The sequence below is a fragment of the Streptosporangium sp. G11 genome (assembly GCF_051192615.1).
GTDB lineage: Bacteria > Actinomycetota > Actinomycetes > Streptosporangiales > Streptosporangiaceae > Streptosporangium.
Genome location: NZ_JBPJUQ010000002.1, coordinates 322844 through 339696, shown reverse-complemented (window position 1 = coordinate 339696; position 16853 = coordinate 322844). Strand labels below are relative to the sequence as shown.

The 16853-nt window shown below is 70.0% G+C and carries 15 protein-coding genes; 7 read left to right on the top strand and 8 right to left on the bottom strand.

The window, feature by feature from the left end; all coding sequences use genetic code 11:
- Nucleotides 1-26 precede the first annotated feature (26 nt).
- The 7 genes from ACSDR0_RS03535 to ACSDR0_RS03505 all read right to left on the bottom strand — a co-directional run bounded on the left by ACSDR0_RS03535 (nucleotide 27) and on the right by ACSDR0_RS03505 (nucleotide 6950).
- Nucleotides 27-1706 (bottom strand): FAD-dependent oxidoreductase, encoded by a 1680-nt coding sequence (locus ACSDR0_RS03535; protein ID WP_435287246.1) that lies wholly within the window; start codon nucleotides 1704-1706, stop codon nucleotides 27-29.
- An 84-nt stretch (nucleotides 1707-1790) separates the two neighbouring features.
- The gene (locus tag ACSDR0_RS03530; protein ID WP_435287245.1) at nucleotides 1791-2717 is read right to left on the bottom strand and encodes a TrmB family transcriptional regulator; all 927 of its coding nucleotides are present in this window, start codon (nucleotides 2715-2717) and stop codon (nucleotides 1791-1793) included.
- A 339-nt stretch (nucleotides 2718-3056) separates the two neighbouring features.
- Nucleotides 3057-3647, bottom strand: coding sequence for a TetR/AcrR family transcriptional regulator (locus ACSDR0_RS03525; protein ID WP_435287244.1), 591 nt, complete (start codon nucleotides 3645-3647; stop codon nucleotides 3057-3059).
- Nucleotides 3648-3851: 204 nt separating this feature from the next.
- Nucleotides 3852-4865 carry a glutamine synthetase gene (gene glnII, locus ACSDR0_RS03520; RefSeq protein WP_435287243.1) on the bottom strand — a complete coding sequence of 338 codons (1014 nt, stop codon included), beginning with the start codon at nucleotides 4863-4865 and terminating at the stop codon, nucleotides 3852-3854.
- A 258-nt stretch (nucleotides 4866-5123) separates the two neighbouring features.
- The gene (locus ACSDR0_RS03515) at nucleotides 5124-5759 is read right to left on the bottom strand and encodes a MerR family transcriptional regulator (RefSeq protein ID WP_435287242.1); all 636 of its coding nucleotides are present in this window, start codon (nucleotides 5757-5759) and stop codon (nucleotides 5124-5126) included.
- A gap of 61 nt (nucleotides 5760-5820) precedes the next feature.
- Nucleotides 5821-6414 carry an HAD family hydrolase gene (locus ACSDR0_RS03510; RefSeq protein ID WP_435287241.1) on the bottom strand — a complete coding sequence of 198 codons (594 nt, stop codon included), beginning with the start codon at nucleotides 6412-6414 and terminating at the stop codon, nucleotides 5821-5823.
- Between the two features lie 167 nt (nucleotides 6415-6581).
- Nucleotides 6582-6950: a hypothetical protein gene (locus ACSDR0_RS03505; RefSeq protein WP_435287240.1), complete on the bottom strand. Its 369-nt coding sequence runs from the start codon at nucleotides 6948-6950 to the stop codon at nucleotides 6582-6584.
- Between the two features lie 284 nt (nucleotides 6951-7234).
- Here ACSDR0_RS03505 and ACSDR0_RS03500 point away from each other — a divergent pair, with 284 nt between their 5' ends.
- The 6 genes from ACSDR0_RS03500 (at nucleotide 7235) to ACSDR0_RS03475 (ending at nucleotide 13452) form a co-directional block, all read left to right on the top strand.
- Nucleotides 7235-8110, top strand: coding sequence for a MurR/RpiR family transcriptional regulator (locus ACSDR0_RS03500; RefSeq protein ID WP_435287239.1), 876 nt, complete (start codon nucleotides 7235-7237; stop codon nucleotides 8108-8110).
- A 2-nt stretch (nucleotides 8111-8112) separates the two neighbouring features.
- Nucleotides 8113-8871, top strand: coding sequence for a sugar isomerase domain-containing protein (locus ACSDR0_RS03495; protein ID WP_435287238.1), 759 nt, complete (start codon nucleotides 8113-8115; stop codon nucleotides 8869-8871).
- A 39-nt stretch (nucleotides 8872-8910) separates the two neighbouring features.
- A complete protein-coding gene (ngcE, locus tag ACSDR0_RS03490) occupies nucleotides 8911-10320 on the top strand; it encodes an N-acetylglucosamine/diacetylchitobiose ABC transporter substrate-binding protein (RefSeq protein ID WP_435287237.1) in 1410 nt (469 codons plus the stop codon).
- 142 nt (nucleotides 10321-10462) lie between these two features.
- A complete protein-coding gene (locus ACSDR0_RS03485; protein WP_435287236.1) occupies nucleotides 10463-11365 on the top strand; it encodes a carbohydrate ABC transporter permease in 903 nt (300 codons plus the stop codon).
- Complete coding sequence (locus tag ACSDR0_RS03480; RefSeq protein ID WP_435287235.1) at nucleotides 11365-12276, top strand: carbohydrate ABC transporter permease; 912 nt, start codon at nucleotides 11365-11367, stop codon at nucleotides 12274-12276. The genes ACSDR0_RS03485 and ACSDR0_RS03480 overlap by 1 nt, the downstream gene beginning before the upstream one ends.
- Nucleotides 12277-12567: 291 nt before the next feature.
- The gene (locus tag ACSDR0_RS03475) at nucleotides 12568-13452 is read left to right on the top strand and encodes a chitosanase (RefSeq protein WP_435287234.1); all 885 of its coding nucleotides are present in this window, start codon (nucleotides 12568-12570) and stop codon (nucleotides 13450-13452) included.
- A 364-nt stretch (nucleotides 13453-13816) separates the two neighbouring features.
- Here ACSDR0_RS03475 and ACSDR0_RS03470 read toward each other — a convergent pair whose 3' ends face one another.
- Complete coding sequence (locus ACSDR0_RS03470) at nucleotides 13817-16009, bottom strand: MMPL family transporter (RefSeq protein WP_435287233.1); 2193 nt, start codon at nucleotides 16007-16009, stop codon at nucleotides 13817-13819.
- A 95-nt stretch (nucleotides 16010-16104) separates the two neighbouring features.
- Between ACSDR0_RS03470 and ACSDR0_RS03465 the strand changes: the two genes are divergently transcribed.
- Complete coding sequence (locus ACSDR0_RS03465) at nucleotides 16105-16719, top strand: TetR/AcrR family transcriptional regulator (protein ID WP_435287232.1); 615 nt, start codon at nucleotides 16105-16107, stop codon at nucleotides 16717-16719.
- Nucleotides 16720-16853: the final 134 nt, after the last annotated feature.

Sequence of the window (16853 nt, the reverse complement as noted above, 5' to 3'; positions counted from 1 at the left end):
GCCGCAAAGGACCTCGTCCGGGGCGGTCACGTCTTCTCCAGGTAGCGGTGGACGAGGGCCACGGCCATCGCGCCCTCGCCGACCGCGGAGGCGACCCGCTTGATCGAGTCGGCCCGCACGTCTCCGGCGGCGAACACCCCCGGCACGTTCGTCTCCAGGTGGTACGGCTCCCGCCGGAGCGGCCAGTTGCGGGGCCTGTTCTCGTCGGCGGTCAGGTCGGGGCCGGTGAGGACGAAGCCCCTGGCGTCGCGCTCGATGGTCTCCCCGAGCCAGTCGGTGATCGGCTGGGCACCGATGAAGACGAACAGCCACTCGGCCTCGACGGTGCGCTCGCCCTCAGGGCCCTTCAGCGTGATCCGCTCCATGTGGCCCTCGCCCTCGGCGCCGACCACCTCGGTCTCGGTGTGCACCTCGATGTTCGGGATCCGCGAGATCTGCTCGATCAGGTAGTGCGACATGGTCCGCTCCAGCCCGTCACTCCTGACGATCAGGTGGACCGTGCTGGCGTACCCCGACAGGTAGACCGCGCTCTGGCCGGCCGAGTTGGCGGCGCCGACGATGTAGACATCGCGGTTCGCGCACTCGGGCGCCTCGGTCATGGCCGCGCCGTAGTAGCAGCCGGAGCCGATGAAGTCGTCGAGGCCGGGGGCGTTCAGCCGCCGGTAGGAGACGCCGGTGGCCAGGATGACGGTGTGCGCGGCGATCGTGCCGCCGTCGGCGAAGCCGACCACCCGCGCCCGGCCCTTGACCTCCAGGCTGGTGACCGTGCGGGCGGTGAGCAGTTCGGCGCCGAACTTCGTCGCCTGGCGCCGCGCCCGGTCGGCGAGCTGGGCGCCGGAGACGCCGTCGGGGAAGCCCAGGTAGTTCTCGATCCTGGAGCTCTGGCCCGCCTGCCCGCCCGAGGCGTGCTGCTCGACCATCACCGTGCGCAGTCCCTCGGAGGCGCCGTAGACCGCGGCGCCCAGCCCTCCGGGACCGCCCCCGATCACGATCAGGTCGTAGAAGTCGGTGGCCGGGGCGGTGGACAGCCCCACGGCCTGGGCCAGCTCGGAAGGGCTCGGCGCGGTGAGCTTCGTGCCGTCACCGGTGATGACCAGCGGCAGCTTGGCCGGGCTGACGGCGGTCTTCTCCCCCACGACCTTCTCCCCGGCCGCCGCGAGCAGCTCGGAGCCCTCGGGCGAGTCGGCCAGCATCCAGCGGTAGGGCACCTGGTTGCGCGACAGGAAGTCCCTGACCTCGTACGAGGGGGCCGACCAGCGCGCTCCCACCACCCGCAGCTCGTCGGACTCGCGCCGGTCCGTCCGCTGCCAGGCGTCGAGCTGGGCGTCCAGCACCGGGTAGAACTTCTCCTCCGGCGGGTCCCAGGGCTTGAGCAGGTAGTGGTCGAGGTCGACCACGTTGATCGCCTGGATCGCGGCCTCGGTGTCGGCGTAGGCGGTCAGCAGCACTCGGCGCGCGTAGGGATACAGGTCCATGGCCTGCTCCAGGAACTCCACGCCGTTCATCTGGGGCATCCGGTAGTCGGCGAGGATCGCCGCCACGTCGTCGCCCCGGAGCCGCAGCTCGCGGACGCTGGCGATGCCGTCGGCCGCTGTGTCGGCCCGGACGACCCGGTAGGAGTGGCCGTAGCGGCGCCGCAGGTCGCGGGCGACGGAACGGGACACCCCGGGATCGTCGTCGACCGTCATGATGACCGGTTTTTCCATGTCCTGCCTTCCCCCGATATGGAGACATCCGATATGGAGACAATCTCTCCGAAGGATGTCATACCAGTGTTAAACCAACATCTGTCAGGCGTGGTCGTGGGGGACAGGGGTCCCAGGGGGCGGAGGAGAACCGTAGGGACGGTGACCGGGCATCCCGGCGGCGCGCAACAGGGCGGCCGGGCGGTCGCGGTCCGAGAGGAAGCGCCTGAGCTCGGGGGTGGCGGCCCAGAGCTCGCGCATGGCCTCGTGCCCGACCCGGCCGGCGAGGATCTGCAGGGCGATGTCCTGCCTGACGTACTCGACCGCCATCGCGACGACGGCCGGGTCCTCGGTGTAGACGCCCCACGCGGTGCCGCCGGCGAAGCCGCCGACCAGGGCCTCCCGCCGGTCGCCCGTGACGACCAGCAGCCGGTGGTCCGGGTTCTCCTTCGCGCTCCCCTCGCCCTCGGGGACGGCGCCGGGGGAGGGGAAGCGGTGCTCGTACAGGTTCCCGACCGGCTCCCGCGCCGCTCCGAAGTGCATCACCGAGGTCTCGACCCCGCGCTCGACCGCCCGCTTGATCAGCGGCGAGAGCAGCGTCATCTCCTCGGGCCAGATCGACAGGAACAGGTCGCCCCGTGCCCCGGCCACCACGTCCTCGGCCCGTTCGAGCAGCGCCCCGGCGTCCTTGAGGTTGTGGATCAGGTACGCCTTGGGCGGCGCCACGATCGCGGGCAGCGCGACCTCCAGCGACTCGATCGAGTCGTCGAACTCCCTGCGCATGCGCTCCAGCAGGGACCTCGGCGGCAGCGGCAGGTAGTCGGTGGCGTCGTCGGAGCCGCGCAGCTCGTAGGCCGCGCCCTTGGCCACCAGCTTGCCGAGCGTCTCGTAGACGGTGCTGCGCGGCACGCCTGAACGTTTGGCGACCTCGTAGCCGTTGAGAGGCTGTCCGGCACCGACCAGGGTGACGTACGCCTTGGCCTCGTAGCCCGACATGCCCAAGCGCTGTAATTGCTCCACTACGTCCCGCATCGCAGTTATGGTACGGCGCCAGCTACCCGTTTAGCGCTGTCCTAAAGCACCTGTTTTGTAGGATTTTCGTGACGTGAAGTCTTCCCGGCCCGTGGAACTGGGGTAACGGAACCGGGGAGCGCTCCATGCGTAAATATTTTACTTTTATTCGGTTCTGATGGATTCATCGTGCGTGCTCAGGAGCCCGGTGGCGAGCACGCGCCAGGGCCCGTCCCGGCCCCGACCCCGGCCGGTGCGGCGGGGGTCTCCGGGAGGGTGTGCCGTGAAGCCGTGGCCCGTCCCGTGCGGGTGGGACGGGTGGTAATTTCGGTCCGACTCGCGCTTTCGGCCGCGGCCCCGCTACGGCGCCCGCAGGGCCCGCAGGGCGAACTCCACGACCGTGTCGGCGTACTCGTGGGTCAGAGGGGCGGTACGCAGGATCCAGCGGTGGAAGATCGGCCCGTACAGCAGCTCGACGGCCACGCCCAGGTCCGCGTCCTCGGCCACCTGGCCCGCCTGCTGGGCGCCGCGCAGCCGGTCCCTGGTCGCCTCCAGGTGCGGCCCCATGATCCGCCCGGTGATCTCGGTGTTGATCCCGGGGTCGTTCAGCGACTCGACGGTCAGCGCCCGGCTCATCGCGTCGAGCCTGGGATCGTTGTACTCGTCGACGATGGCCCGCAGCACGACGCGCAGGTCGGCCCCGAGGTCGCCGGTGTCGGGCAGCGCGAGGTCGCCGCCCTCGCCTCCGGTCTGGGAGAGGACGGCGTCGACGAACACGGCGCCCTTGGAGGGCCACCAGCGGTAGATCGTCTGCTTGCCCACCCCCGCGCGGGCGGCGATCGCCTCCACCGTCAGCTTGGCGTATCCGGCCTCGGCGACCAGGTCGAAGGCGGCGCTCAGGATGGCCTGGCGCGACTGCTCGCTGCGACGGGCCGGGTTCGGTGTTTTCACGGGGCCGAATGTACCATTTGCGAGTCGCAACGTCTCGTCTTGCCCGGATCATCGCACTCGTCGCGCTCGGCGGTCTCGCGGGCCGGTCCTCCCGGAGGCGGTCCGGACACCGGCGGCCGGGCCGGGGGCGGGAGGGCGGAGGAACGCCGAAGGCCGCGGACGCCCCCGGCAGGGTGTTCGCGGCCTTCGAGTCTGCGGCCGGGATCAGACCTGGTCGGCCTTCTCCAGGGCGGAGCAGCAGGTGTTCACGATGAGGCGGGTGACCAGGTAGGGGTCGACGTTGGCGTTCGGACGCCGGTCCTCGATGTAGCCCTTCTTCTCCACCTCGACCTGCCACGGGATACGGACCGAGGCGCCGCGGTCGGAGACGCCGTAGCTGAACTCGTTCCAGGGGGCGGTCTCGTGAAGGCCGGTGAGGCGGTCCTCGATGCCGGAGCCGTAGTGCTTGACGTGCTCCAGGGCGTTCGCGGCGAGGGCCTCGCAGGCGGTGATGATCGGGTCGTACTTCTCGCGCATCGCCTTGGTGGAGAAGTTGGTGTGCGCGCCCGCGCCGTTCCAGTCGCCCTTCACCGGCTTGGCGTCCAGGGTGGCGGCGACGTTGAAGTCCTCGGCGGTGCGGTAGAGCAGCCAGCGGGCGATCCACATGTGGTCGGAGGCCTCGAGGGGACCGGCCGGGCCGATCTGGAACTCCCACTGGCCCGGCATGACCTCGGCGTTGATGCCGGAGATGGCCAGGCCCGCCTCGATGCAGTAGTCGAGGTGCTTCTCGACGATCTCGCGGCCGAAGACCTCGTCGGCGCCGACGCCGCAGTAGTAGCCACCCTGCGGGGCCGGGAAGCCGCCGATCGGGAAGCCGAGCGGGCGGCCCTCCTTGAAGAAGGTGTACTCCTGCTCGATGCCGAACCAGGACTCCTGGCCGGCGTACTTCTCGGCGACCTCGACGAGGGCGGCGCGGGTGTTGCTGGAGTGCGGGGTCATGTCGATGTTGAGCACCTCGCACAACACCAGCACGTTGCTGCCGCCGCGGATCGGGTCCGGGCAGGTGAAGACCGGCTTGAGCACGCGGTCCGAGGAGGAGCCGTCGGCCTGGTTGGTGCTGGACCCGTCGAAGCCCCAGATCGGGAGCTCCGCACCGTCCGCCATCACCCTGGTCTTGGAACGAAGCTTGGCGGTCGGCTCGGTGCCGTCGATCCAGATGTATTCAGCCTTGAAGGTCATCGGCGGAGTCCTTGAGGATGGAGGGATCTGCTGCCCTCAAAGATTCGCAAGTCGCGATTTCGCAACTGTTGCCCGTGTGTGAACAGGGTGTTACCCAGGCCTATATGGGCAGGCAGTGGCCGTATTGAAATCCGCACACGCCCGTTTCAGGGCTGTGAGCTGCCCTTTCGCGGGACGATTGGAACGATGGAGACATCCGTCACAGCGGAAACGGATTATTGCTCTAGAGTGGTTTTGTCACCTTTGCCCCACATGAGATTAGGGCGTCCCAAAAACGCGGGCCGAGACCGACTCGTGGGCGAGCCGTCGCATGATGTCGAGAACCCTGCCGTACACGACGGTGCCGAGGACCATGGCCTCGACCGCGGCCTCGCGGGACCCGTCGCGCGGGATGGTGCCGATCTCGTGCTCGGTCACGAGCCGCAGGGCGGCGTCGGCGTAGGGCCGCAGGGCCTCGCCGCCGGTGGGCATGCCGAGCCGTCCGAGGGTGAGGATGGCCTGGGCCAGCTCGTCGCGGGCCGGGGCGGTGGGATCGACCTGCCAGCCGAGCCCGGCGATCACGGCGTCGGCCTCGGCGCGGGCGCGTGTCCACTCCTCGCCGGACGCGTGCGGCTCGACCGCGGGCGCGATGGCGTAATGCGCGGTGCCGAGGACGTGGTGCAGGTTCAGGTTCTCGTCGTCGACGGCGGCCGTCACCTTGCCGATGGAGGCGATGGACAGCCGGCCGACCTCCAGCAGTGCCCGGATCAGCCGCAGCCTGCGCAGGTGGTCCTCGCCGTACCGCGCCCTGGTGGCGGAGGTCTGTTCTCCGGCGGGGAGCAGGCCCTCGCGCAGGTAGTACTTGATCGTCGGAATGGGCACGCCCGATGCGGCGCTGAGCTCGGATATCCGCATCGTTGGATAGTACAGGTAGCCAATGCGGGGAGCGGTCTCGGGCCCCGGCCGCGAGGCGGGCCTAGTGGAGCGAGGGGCGGACGTCGATGACGGTCATCCCCGCGGCGAGGGCGGAGGCCACCCCCTCGTCGGTGTCCTCGTAGGCGACGCAGGCGTACGGGGCGACGCCGAGAAGACGCGCCGCGAGGAGATAGACGTCGGGGGCCGGCTTGCCGTAGCGGACGTCGTCCCTGGTGACCACGGTGTCGAAGAGGGGGCGCAGGCCGGTGACGCGCAGGGTCTCCTCCACGGCCTGGCGGGCGCCTCCCGAGGCCACGGCCATCGGCACCCGTCCCCGGTGCGCCTCGGCGACCGCGCTGACCGGCCGGTGCGGGGTGACCGTGTGGATCAACCACTGGTAGGCGTCCAGCGCCGCGGTGCGCACCGCGTGGTAGTCGAACTCGGCCCCGGTCTCGGTCTCCAGCTCGGCCAGCAGGCGGTCGGCGGACAGGCCGGTGCGGGCCTGGTACCACGCGGGGTCGAGGTCCACCTGCCATCCCGCCAGGGCGGTCCGCCAGGCGTTCTCGTTGGCGGAGGCGGTGTCGACGAGGGTCCCGTCACAGTCGAAGATCAGGGCGGCGTACGGGGTGGAGGGCTGGAGTCGCTGGTGAAGCATGGTCGCCTAACGCGTGACGGTGGATCCGCCACCACTTTACCGTTGACGGTTCATCGCTCATGAAAACAGGTAAGCACTTGCCTGGGGGGTGGTCGCGTCACCATGAAGCCGGTGAGACCGCGACGGCGAGCGCGCGGGCGCGAGGGCCCGCCGGAGCCGGGGAGGGCCTAGCTGATCTCGCCCCAGCCGTCGTGCCGAGCCTCGGCCAGCTCGGCCTCCATCTCCTCCAGCTCCTGCATGAACCCCTGGAACCCCTTCGGGCCCAGGCGGCGCCAGACGAGCAGCTGCAGGGACCGCGTCTCCTCGTCGACGGGCTGCTCCTGGCGGAGCGGTGCCAGCAGCTCCTGAGCCTGCCGGTCGGCCGCCTGGAGCTCCTCGACGGTGAAGCGGATGCCGTGCTCGCGCTCCAGCAGCCGGATGTGCGGGTCGTTGCGCAATCTCTGGTCCCAGGCGCGCCGGGCGCGCCTGGCGGCCAGCTCGTCGTGGACGTGCGCGCTGGAAACCTGGTGCGGCGTGTCGGCCGGACGTCGAGTCATCTGGGGTTCGCCTCCGTCGGGCGGCTCGTTTTCTGGAACCTCTGTTAGAAACGACGCTCGAAAGGCGCCGAAGGTTGTCGGAATTTTCGTGAAGCCCCGGCACCACGGGCGTGATACCCCGTCCGCGCCCCCACTCGTGCCCCATCCGTGCCCCGCCCGCGTCCCCGTCCGTGCCCGCCCGCGCCCCCGCCCGTGCCCGGAACCGCCCCGATCGCGCTCCCGACGGTCTTGACGCGAGCTTGACTTGAGAATAATTTTCACCCAGATGACTTTCAATGAAAGGAATGCTTGTGGCCGCAGGTGCGCTCGGACGTATCCAGACCGAGACGCCCGCGCTGCCCGAGGCGCTGCGCCGGGTGGGGGAGGCGATCCTGGCCGACCCCGCCGAGGCGGCGCGATCCACGATCATCACGCTGGCCGAGCGGAGCGGCAGCTCGCCCGCCACGGTGACCCGCTTCTGCCGGGTGTTCGGCTTCGCCGGGTACGCGGGGCTGCGGGTCGCGCTGGCCACGGAGAACGGGCGCGCCGCCCAGGCCAACTGGGACGCGGGGGTGGGTCACGAGATCGGCCCCACCGACCCGCTCGACGCGGCGATCGGCGTGATGGCCGCCGCCGACTCCCGGCTCATCCAGGAGACCGCGGCCCAGCTGGACGCGGGCACCGTCGCCACGGTCGCGGAGGCCATCGTCGCGGCCCGCCGCGTCCTCATCTTCGGGGTCTCCACCAGCGGGGCGGTGGCCCTGATGATGGGCGGGCGGCTGCGCCGCATCCGGGTCCCCTGCTGGAGCCACGCCGACGCGCACGAGGCCCTCGCCGACGCCGCGCTGCTCGGCGAGGGCGACGTCGCGATCGGCATCTCCCACCAGGGCCGTACCCGCGAGGTGCTGGAGTCCCTCGGCGAGGCCGGGGACCGGGGCGCGCTGACCGTCGCGGTCACCTCCTTCGCCCGCTCCCCGCTGGCCGAGCTGTCCGACCTGGTGCTGACCACGGCCAGCCGCGAGACCACCTTCCGGCTGGGCGGCCTGGCCGCCGTCCACTCCCAGCTCTTCGTCCTCGACACCGTCTATGTCGCGGTCGCGCAGCGCACCTACGAGCAGACCAACGAGGCCTTCGAGTTGACGATCCGGGCTCTGGAGAGCCATCGCGTGGAGAGGAGCTGACCGTGGAGATCGGTGCTTCCGAATACGTTCACGAGGTCAAGGCCCTGGTGGACGAGGTTTCCAGGACCCAGACCGCCGCGGTGGGGGCCGCGGCGGCGCTGATCGTCGAGTCCCTGCGCGGCGGCGGCGTGATCCAGGCGTTCGGCTCCGGGCACTCCGAGGCGATCGCCATGGAGATCGCCGGGCGCGCGGGCGGCCTGGTGCCCAGCAACCGCCTGGCCCTGCGCGACGTCGTCCTGTACGGGGACGCCCCGGTCGGCACCCTTCTGGGAGTCCCCGGAGAGCTGGAGCGCGACCCCTCGGTCGCCCGGCGGATCTACGACCTGGCTCCCGTCCAGCCGCGGGACGTGTTCGTGCTGATCTCCAGTTCCGGGGTGAACGGGTCGGTGGTCGAGCTGGCCTCGATCGTCAAGGAGCACGGGCACGACCTGATCGCCCTGACGTCGGTGCAGCACAGCACCGCGATGACCTCCCGCCACCCCTCGGGCCGCAAGCTGCTCGACCTCGCCGACGTGGTGCTCGACAACCGCGCCCCGTACGGCGACGCGGTCCTCCCGCTCCAGGACGGCGGCACGTTCGGGGCGGTGTCCACGATCACCTCGGCGCTGCTGGCCCAGATGGTCGTGGCCGAGGTGGTGCGCGGCCTGGCCGAGGCGGGCCTGACCCCGCCGATCTACCGCTCCGCCAACGTGACCGGCGGCGACGAGCACAACCGCGCCCTTGAGAACCGCTACGCCGGAAGGATCCGGCGAGGTGCCTGACCACCGCCTTCCACTCCCAGGCGACTTCCAGGAGGAAGCATGACCCAGCTATCCAGGCGTGAGCTCCTGCGCAGCGCGGCCCTGGCGGGCATCGCCCTGCCGGTCCTGTCCGCGTGCGCCACCCCCGCGGGCAACGGCGGCGCTGCGTCCTCGGCGCCCGTCGTCGGGGCCACCACCGCGGCCAACCCGCTCGGCTTCGCCGAGGACAGGCCCCTGGAGATCTGGATCTTCGACGGCGGTTTCGGCGACGCCTACGCCACGGACGTCCACGAGCCGCTGCTCAAGGCCAAGCACCCCAAGCTGGAGATCAAGCACAACGCCACCAAGGAGGTCGCCAAGACCCTCCAGCCGCGCTTCGCCGGCGGCGACCCGCCGGAGCTCGTCAACAACTCCGGCGCCAACGCCATGGACTTCGGCGCCCTGGTCCAGGACGGCCAGCTCGCCGACCTCACGCCGCTGTACGACGCGCCCAGCTGGGACGACCCCGCGGTCAAGGTGCGCGACACGATCGACCCGAACGCGATCCAGCTGGGCAGCTACGACGGCAAGCCGTACGTCCTCAACTACGCCAACACCGTCTGGGGCATCTGGTACTCGCGCAAGCTCTTCGAGGCCGAGGGCTGGCAGGTCCCCAAGACCTGGGCCGACTTCCTGGCATTGTGCGAGACCATCAAGAAGTCGGGCAAGATGGCGCCCTTCACCTACGCGGGCAAGCACCCGTTCTACATCTACGAGACCATCCTCACGCTCGCCGCGAAGATCGGCGGCAAGGACGTGCTGAAGAACATCGACAACCTCCAGGAGGGCGCCTGGAAGGCCGAGCCGGTCAGGCAGGCCGCGGAGGCCTTCGTCGAGATCGGGTCGAAGTATCTGCTCCAGGGCACCGCCGGGCTCGACCACGTGCAGACCCAGACGGCGCACAACAAGGGCCAGGTCGCCATGCTGCCCTGCGGCTCCTGGCTGGAGAACGAGCAGAAGGACTCCACCCCGGCCGGCTTCGACTACGCGATGTTCGCGCTCCCCGACTTCGGCTCCTCCGACGCCCTCCCGTACGGCACCCTGCACGGCCAGCCGGGCGAGGAGTACGTCGTCCCGGCGAAGTCGGCCAACCCCCGCGCGGGCCTGGAGTACATGCGCGCCATGCTCTCCAAGGAGGGCGCGGGCAAGTTCATGGAGATGGTCTCCACGCTCACGGTCGTCAAGGGCGCCGGCGAGGGCCGCACGCTCAAGCCCGGCCTGAAGAGCGCCTCGACCGCGCTGGAGGCGGCGGGCGACAACGCCGTCTGGTTCCTGTTCCGCAAGTGGTACGTCGAGCTGCACGACGAGGTGGCCGCCGCGACCGGGCAGCTCATGGCCGGCAAGCTGACCGTCGACCAGTGGGCGGACCGGGCGCAGGGCAAGGCCGACGCCATCAAGAAGGACTCCTCGGTGAAGAAGTTCAGCCGGTGACGGCGGCACGCGGCGGACCGTTCAGGGGACGGCCCGCCGGTCACGAGGCACGGCGGGACGGGGAAGGGTGACCAGGTCATGAACGACGACAGGACGACGCCGGCGGGCGCCGGCGAGCCGCAGAGGGAACGGTAAGCCGGCGATGGACCACGGCAGGACACGGTTCGTCGCGGGGTTCCTCGCGATCCCGGTGGCGCTCTACGTGATCTATGTGATCGCGCCCTACGCGCAGGCCTTCTACATCGCGTTCACCGACTGGCGCGGGGTGAACGCGAGCCCGCGCCTCGTGGGCCTGGAGAACTTCCGGCGGCTCCTGGCGGACAACGTGTTCTGGCAGGCGGTCGGCCACAACCTCGTCCTGCTGATCCTGATGCCGATCCTCACCCTCGGGATCGCGCTCTTCTTCGCCTTCCTGCTCAACGCGGGCGGGCGGGGCGGCACCGGGGGCATCTGGGGGTCGAAGTTCTACCGCGTGGTGTTCTTCTTCCCCCAGGTGCTGGCCGTCGCCGTGGTCGCCGTACTGTTCCAGCAGGTCTTCAGGCCCGACCGCAGCGGCATGCTCAACGCGCCGCTCATCGCCCTGGGGTTCGAGCCGATCGGCTTCCTGTCCAGCACCGACGTCGCGTTCTGGTCGATCCTCGCTGTGCTGGTCTGGCAGGCGGTCGGCTTCTACGTCGTGCTCTTCTCCGCGGGCATCGCCTCCATCCCGCGCGACCTGTTCGAGGCGGCGGCGATCGACGGCGCGGGGGGAGCGCAGCTGTTCCTGCGGGTCACGCTGCCGCTGCTGTGGGACACCATTCAGGTCGGCTGGGTCTATCTCGGCATCGCCGCACTGGACGTCTTCGCCATCGTGTGGGTGATGACGGCCGAGCACGGCGGCCCCGACCACTCCACGACCGTGATGGCGGCGGAGATCTACCGCACCGCCTTCCAGTACTTCAAGTTCGGCTACGCCTCGGCGATGGGCGTGGTGCTGTTCTTCTTCACCATCGGGTTCGCGGCGCTGGCCCTGCGCCTGTCGCGGCGTGAGCGGATCGAGTTCTAGTGGCGGACGTCGTGATTCCCCGGAGCAGGGCCCTCGCCCGCGAGGAGCGCAGGAGGCGCCTGGGACCCCTGTCGGCCCTGACGCACGTCGCGCTGCTGGTCTGGACGGTCCTGGTCGTCGTGCCGATCGTGTGGACGTTCCTGGCGTCCGTGAAGAGCGAGGACGAGATCTTCGGCGACGCCTGGTCGCTGCCGGCCTCCATCCGCCTCGACAACTGGGCCCGCGCCTGGGAGCAGGCGCACATCGGCCAGTACATGATCAACAGCGTCGTCGTGGTGGCCTTCGGCACCTTCGGCACGATGCTGTTCGGCTCGATGGCCGCGTACGTGCTGGCCCGCTACCGCTTCCGGGGCAACCGGGCGATCTATCTGCTGTTCGTCTCCGGCCTGGCCTTCCCGGTCTACCTGGCGCTGACCCCGCTGTTCTTCGTCGTGCAGAACATGGGGACGCTCCCGGTGGTCGGCCCGTTCATCGGACTGAACACGCACGGCGGGCTGGTGCTGGTCTACATCGCCTACTCGCTGCCCTTCACCGTCTTCTTCCTCGCGGCCTTCTTCAGGACGCTGCCGGGAGCGGTGGCCGAGGCGGCCTTCGTGGACGGGGCCTCGCACGCCCGGGTGTTCTTCCAGATCATGCTGCCGATGGCCAAGCCGGGCATCGTCAGCGTGACCATCTTCAACGTGCTGGGCCAGTGGAACCAGTACCAGCTGCCCCTGGTCCTGCTCAACTCCGACCGGGACAAGTGGGTGCTCACCCAGGGCATCGCCGACATCTCCACGGCCGCGGGCTACGACGCCGACTGGTCGGCCCTGTTCGCCGCGCTGAGCATGGCGATCCTGCCGATGCTGATCGTCTACACGCTCTTCCAGAGTCAGATCCAGAAGGGCCTCACCGCGGGCGCGATCAAGTAGGGCCGCTTAAGCCTTTCCTAAGGCTGCCTTCAGGTTCGGCCGGCGCGAACGGGTTGACAGGCGGGGAGTGCTGCGGGGTAAGTTCGTTAGGAAGGTTTCCTAACGAACGATGCGGGTCCCCTCACCCGGGGCCGCCCCTTCGCCCGAGCCCTGCACCTGGTCGTCCCCGTCCCTGTCCTGCCCCCGGCCCCTCCCCGGAGAGCCTTCGCGGACCCGCCCTCCTCCATCGAGGGTGTTCCCCCTCCGGAGAGCCTCCGGGCGTTCCTTCCTCCCCTTCCCCTGGAGAGACACGTGTCCTTCTCGTCGAACCCCCGCTCCGGCCGCCGTAGCCCGCGCTTCCTGCTGGCCTCGGCCGCGGTCGCCGTCCCGGTCCTGATCGCCCCCGCCGGTGCCGGGCACGCCGCCACGCTCTCGCCCGCGGAGGCCACGGGCGCGGCGCCCGCGGGTCTGTCCGTCTCCTCCGCCGCGGTCGACCTCACCGACCCGCGCAAGAAGGACATCGCCATGCAGCTGGTGTCCAGCGCCGAGAACTCCTCGCTGAACTGGAAGGCGCAGTACAAGTACATCGAGGACATCGACGACGGCCGCGGCTACACCGCCGGGATCATCGGCTTCTGCTCGGGCACCGGGGACATGCTCGACCTCGTTGAGCGCTACGCCCGGCTCAAGCCGGGGAACGTGCTCGCCAAGTATCTTCCCGCCCTGCGCAAGGTCGACGGCACCGACTCCCACAAGGGCCTCGACCCGAACTACACCAAGGACTGGGCCACCGCCGCCAAGGACACGGTCTTCCAGCAGGCCCAGAACGACGAGCGCGACCGGGTCTACTTCAACCCCGCGGTCAACCAGGCCAAGAAGGACGGCCTGCGCGCCCTCGGGCAGTTCGCCTACTACGACGCCATCGTCATGCACGGCGGCGGCACCGACCCCCAGAGCTTCGGCGCGATCCGCAAGAACGCCCTGAAGAAGGCGAAGCCCCCCGCGCAGGGCGGCGACGAGAAGAAGTATCTGCACGCCTTCCTCGACGCCCGCAAGGTCGCCATGAAGGCCGAGGAGGCCCACGAGGACACCAGCCGCGTCGACACCGCCCAGCGCGTCTTCCTCAACAACGGCAACCTCGACCTCAACACCCCGCTGTCCTGGAAGGTCTACGGGGACCCCTTCAAGATCAGCTGACCCCCCGCGAGGCCCCGGCGGCACCCCACCCCGCCGGGGCCTCTCCGCGACACCCCCGATCGGCGCCGTTGACGCTCTCGAATAACGAGAGTCATCGTCAGCCATATGAGAGCGTCGGCCCTCAGCCTGGATCCACGGCGTGAATTCTTGTGATCATTCTTCGGTCCAATTCCTCCGCGAGGGCCGTTTCGGCTGGTGAGACGCGGCCCGCACCCCGGACAGGCCCGCGCCCACCCGCTCCAGGATCTGGTCGCGTGCAGCGTCGCCGAGTAGCGCGAGCCCATCGTGGAGCAGATCTGGGCCCGCGACCTCACCTGAACCCCGGGCGCGTCCGGGTGGACGCGAACAACCGGGCGCGCACGGATCACTCGCTCAGCCCGATCCGCGCGTGCAGCCGCCGCAGGGGGCCGGGCGCCCACCAGTTGGCCCGGCCCGCGAGCCGCATGAAGGCCGGCACCATGATCGCCCGGATGATCGTGGCATCCACCAGGATCGCCACCGCCATCCCGACGCCGAGCATCTGCACGAAGGAGACGCCCGCGGTGACATAGGCCGCGAAGGAGATCGCCAGGATCGCACCGGCGGCGGTGATCAGCGGAGCACTGCGCTGGAGCCCTGCCGTGACGGCGGCGACGGTGTCGCCCGTGCGGTCGTACTCCTCCTTGATCCGCGACAGCAGGAACACCTCGTAGTCCATCGAGAGCCCGTACCCGATGCAGAACATCAGGATGGGAATGCTCGGATCGAGGGTGCCCGTCGCGGTGAAGCCGAGCAGGCCCGACAGGTTCCCATCCTGGTAGATCCACACGAGCGCGCCCAGCATCACCGACAGGCTCAGCAGGTTGAGCACCGTGGCCTTCAACGGGATCAGCAGGCTTCCCGTCATCAGGAACAGGATGACGAACGTCACCACGAGGATCAGCCCGAGCAGCAGCGGGAGCCGGTCCACCACCGCCTGCCGGTAGTCGCCGAGCTCTGCTGGGTAGCCGCCGACTAGCACCTCGAACGGCGCCGCCTGCGTCCGCACGTCCCGCACCAGGCCCACCGGATCACGCTCCATCAGCTCCGCGGTCGGCACCACGGACAGCCAGGTCCCCTCGTCGCCCTGGAACCGCCCGGGATCGCCGTCGCCGACCCGCTGCCCCTCGGCGTAGGATCCCGCCGCCGAGTCCACCTGGGCGACCCCGGGCAGCCGCGACAGCGCGGCCGCGTAGCCGGGCACCCCCGCCGCGTCGGCGGCCCCGGCGGAGACGACCTGCAGCGCGTCGCTCTCCTCCGCGGGGAACTCTGCCCGGATCACCTCGGAGGTCTGCCGCGCCGGCGCCGAGGTGGGCAGGATGCGATCGTCTGCGACGCCGAAGTTCAGCCCGAGGAAGGGCGAGCCGAGCAGCAGGAGCACCACCGTCGCCACTCCGCCGAAGATCAGCGGCTTGCGCATGACGCGCGTGGCCAGGCCGCGCCAGAACGTGCCGTTCTCCTCCTTCGTACGGCGGGGCAGCACCCGGTCACCGATCGCGGCGAGCACCGCGGGCAGGACGATCATGGCACCGACCACTCCCCCGATGACCACCGCGATCCCCGCGTAGCCGAAGGACCGGAAGAAGTCGAAGGGCATCAGCAGCAGCACCGCGAGCGAGGCCGCCACGGTCACCCCACTGAAGATCACCGTACGGCCTGCCTTCTCGACGCTTCTGGCGACCGCCTCGTGCCGGTCATGGCCCAGCCGTACCTCCTCGCGGAACCGCGAGACTATGAACAGCGCGTAGTCGATGCCGAGGCCGAGGCCGAGCGCCAGCGTCAGGTTGAGCGCGAAGGTGGAGACATCGGAGTAGAGCAGCGGCAGGCGGATCAGAGCCAGCGAGACCACCATCACGAAGACGCCCAGCACGATGGGCACCACGGCCGCCACCAGGCGGCGTAGGAAGATCCAGAGCAGTATGAACACCAGGGGAAAGATCACCATCTCGGCCCGCACGAAGTCCTGCCTGGCCAGCGGGACGGTCTGGCGGTAGACCTCCTCCCCGCCACCCGCCTGAACGGTGATCGTGTCGTTGCCTCGGGTCACCTCGGGGATGATTCGCGGCAGGATCTGTCCCCTGACCAGGTTGGCGTCCCCCGGGATGCGCGCGAGCACGAGCGCGTGCGCGCGGTTCTCGCTGCGCAGCGTCGCGGGGGTGCCCCGCGACCAGTAGGAGGCGGCCTCGGCCACGCCGTCGAAGGCGGCCAGCCGGCTCGTCAGCTCCCGGCCGGCGGCGGCCACGGCGGGGTCGTCCACGTTCCCGCCCCTGGCGGTGACGAGCAGGACGAGGTCGGCACTACCCGTGCCGAACCGCTCGGCCAGCTCGTTCTGCGCCTGGTCGGACTCCGAGCCCGGCGCGTCGTAGCGGGCGAGGGACAGCCCGCTCACGGTGCCGGCCGCCAGCGTGCCCATGACGACCGTGCCGAGCAGGGCCAGGATCATCACCAGGCGGCGGCGCCGTACCAGCAGGTAGCCGAGGCGGCGCAGCGGGGGCACCGGCGGCGCGGCCACCGGAGGGGCATGGGTGCGGACGGTCATCTTGATCAACCCCGAAGTCGGTAAACTACTCGTATTTAGCGTTGGAATCAGAAATACAAGTAAAAGCTCGCATTTGTCAACGTGGACGGTGATCCGTGGTCGAGACACGCAAGCCTGTACGCCGCCAGGCGCGCGGCCTCAAACGCATGGAGGAGATCCTCGACGCGGCGGAGGAGGTGATCGCCGACATCGGCTACGCCGAGGCGACCACCAACGCGATCGCCGCGCGAGCCGGGATGTCGCCGGGCTCGCTGTACCAGTTCTTCCATAACAAGGAAGAGATCCTGGAGGCCCTGCTCGCCCGGTTCACCGACGGCAGGCGGCAGCACTGGAACGAGCGGCTGACCGGCGACGTGACGCGGATACCGCTGCCCGAGCTGGTCGACCAACTCGTCGATGAGATCGCCGACTTCAAGGGCAGCCGCCCCGCCTACTGGGCACTGCTGCACGGCTCGGCGACCGGCGACCGCCTGGCCTGGGCCTCCGAGCAGCTCCACGCGGGCATCGCCACGCGCGTCGCGCAGGTCCTCTCGATACGCGCCCCGCACCTGGACCAGGAGCGCTGTCTCACGCTGGCCACCATGTCGCTGGCGACGGTGAAGGCGGTCATGCCGCTTGTCGCCTCGGCGCCGCCGCAGCGCTCCGCCGAGCTCATCGCCGAGCTGAAGACGATGCTGGTGGGCTACCTGACCCCCGCACTCGGCGAGTGAGGGGCGGGTCGGCGCTCGCCACGTGCTCGCCCACCCGCCCGTCCAGACCGCAGCGCTCGGCCGCCGCATCACCGACACCAGCCCCGCATAGGCGACCAGGTGCTCCTCGTCGAAGATCGCATGGGTCTTGGCCG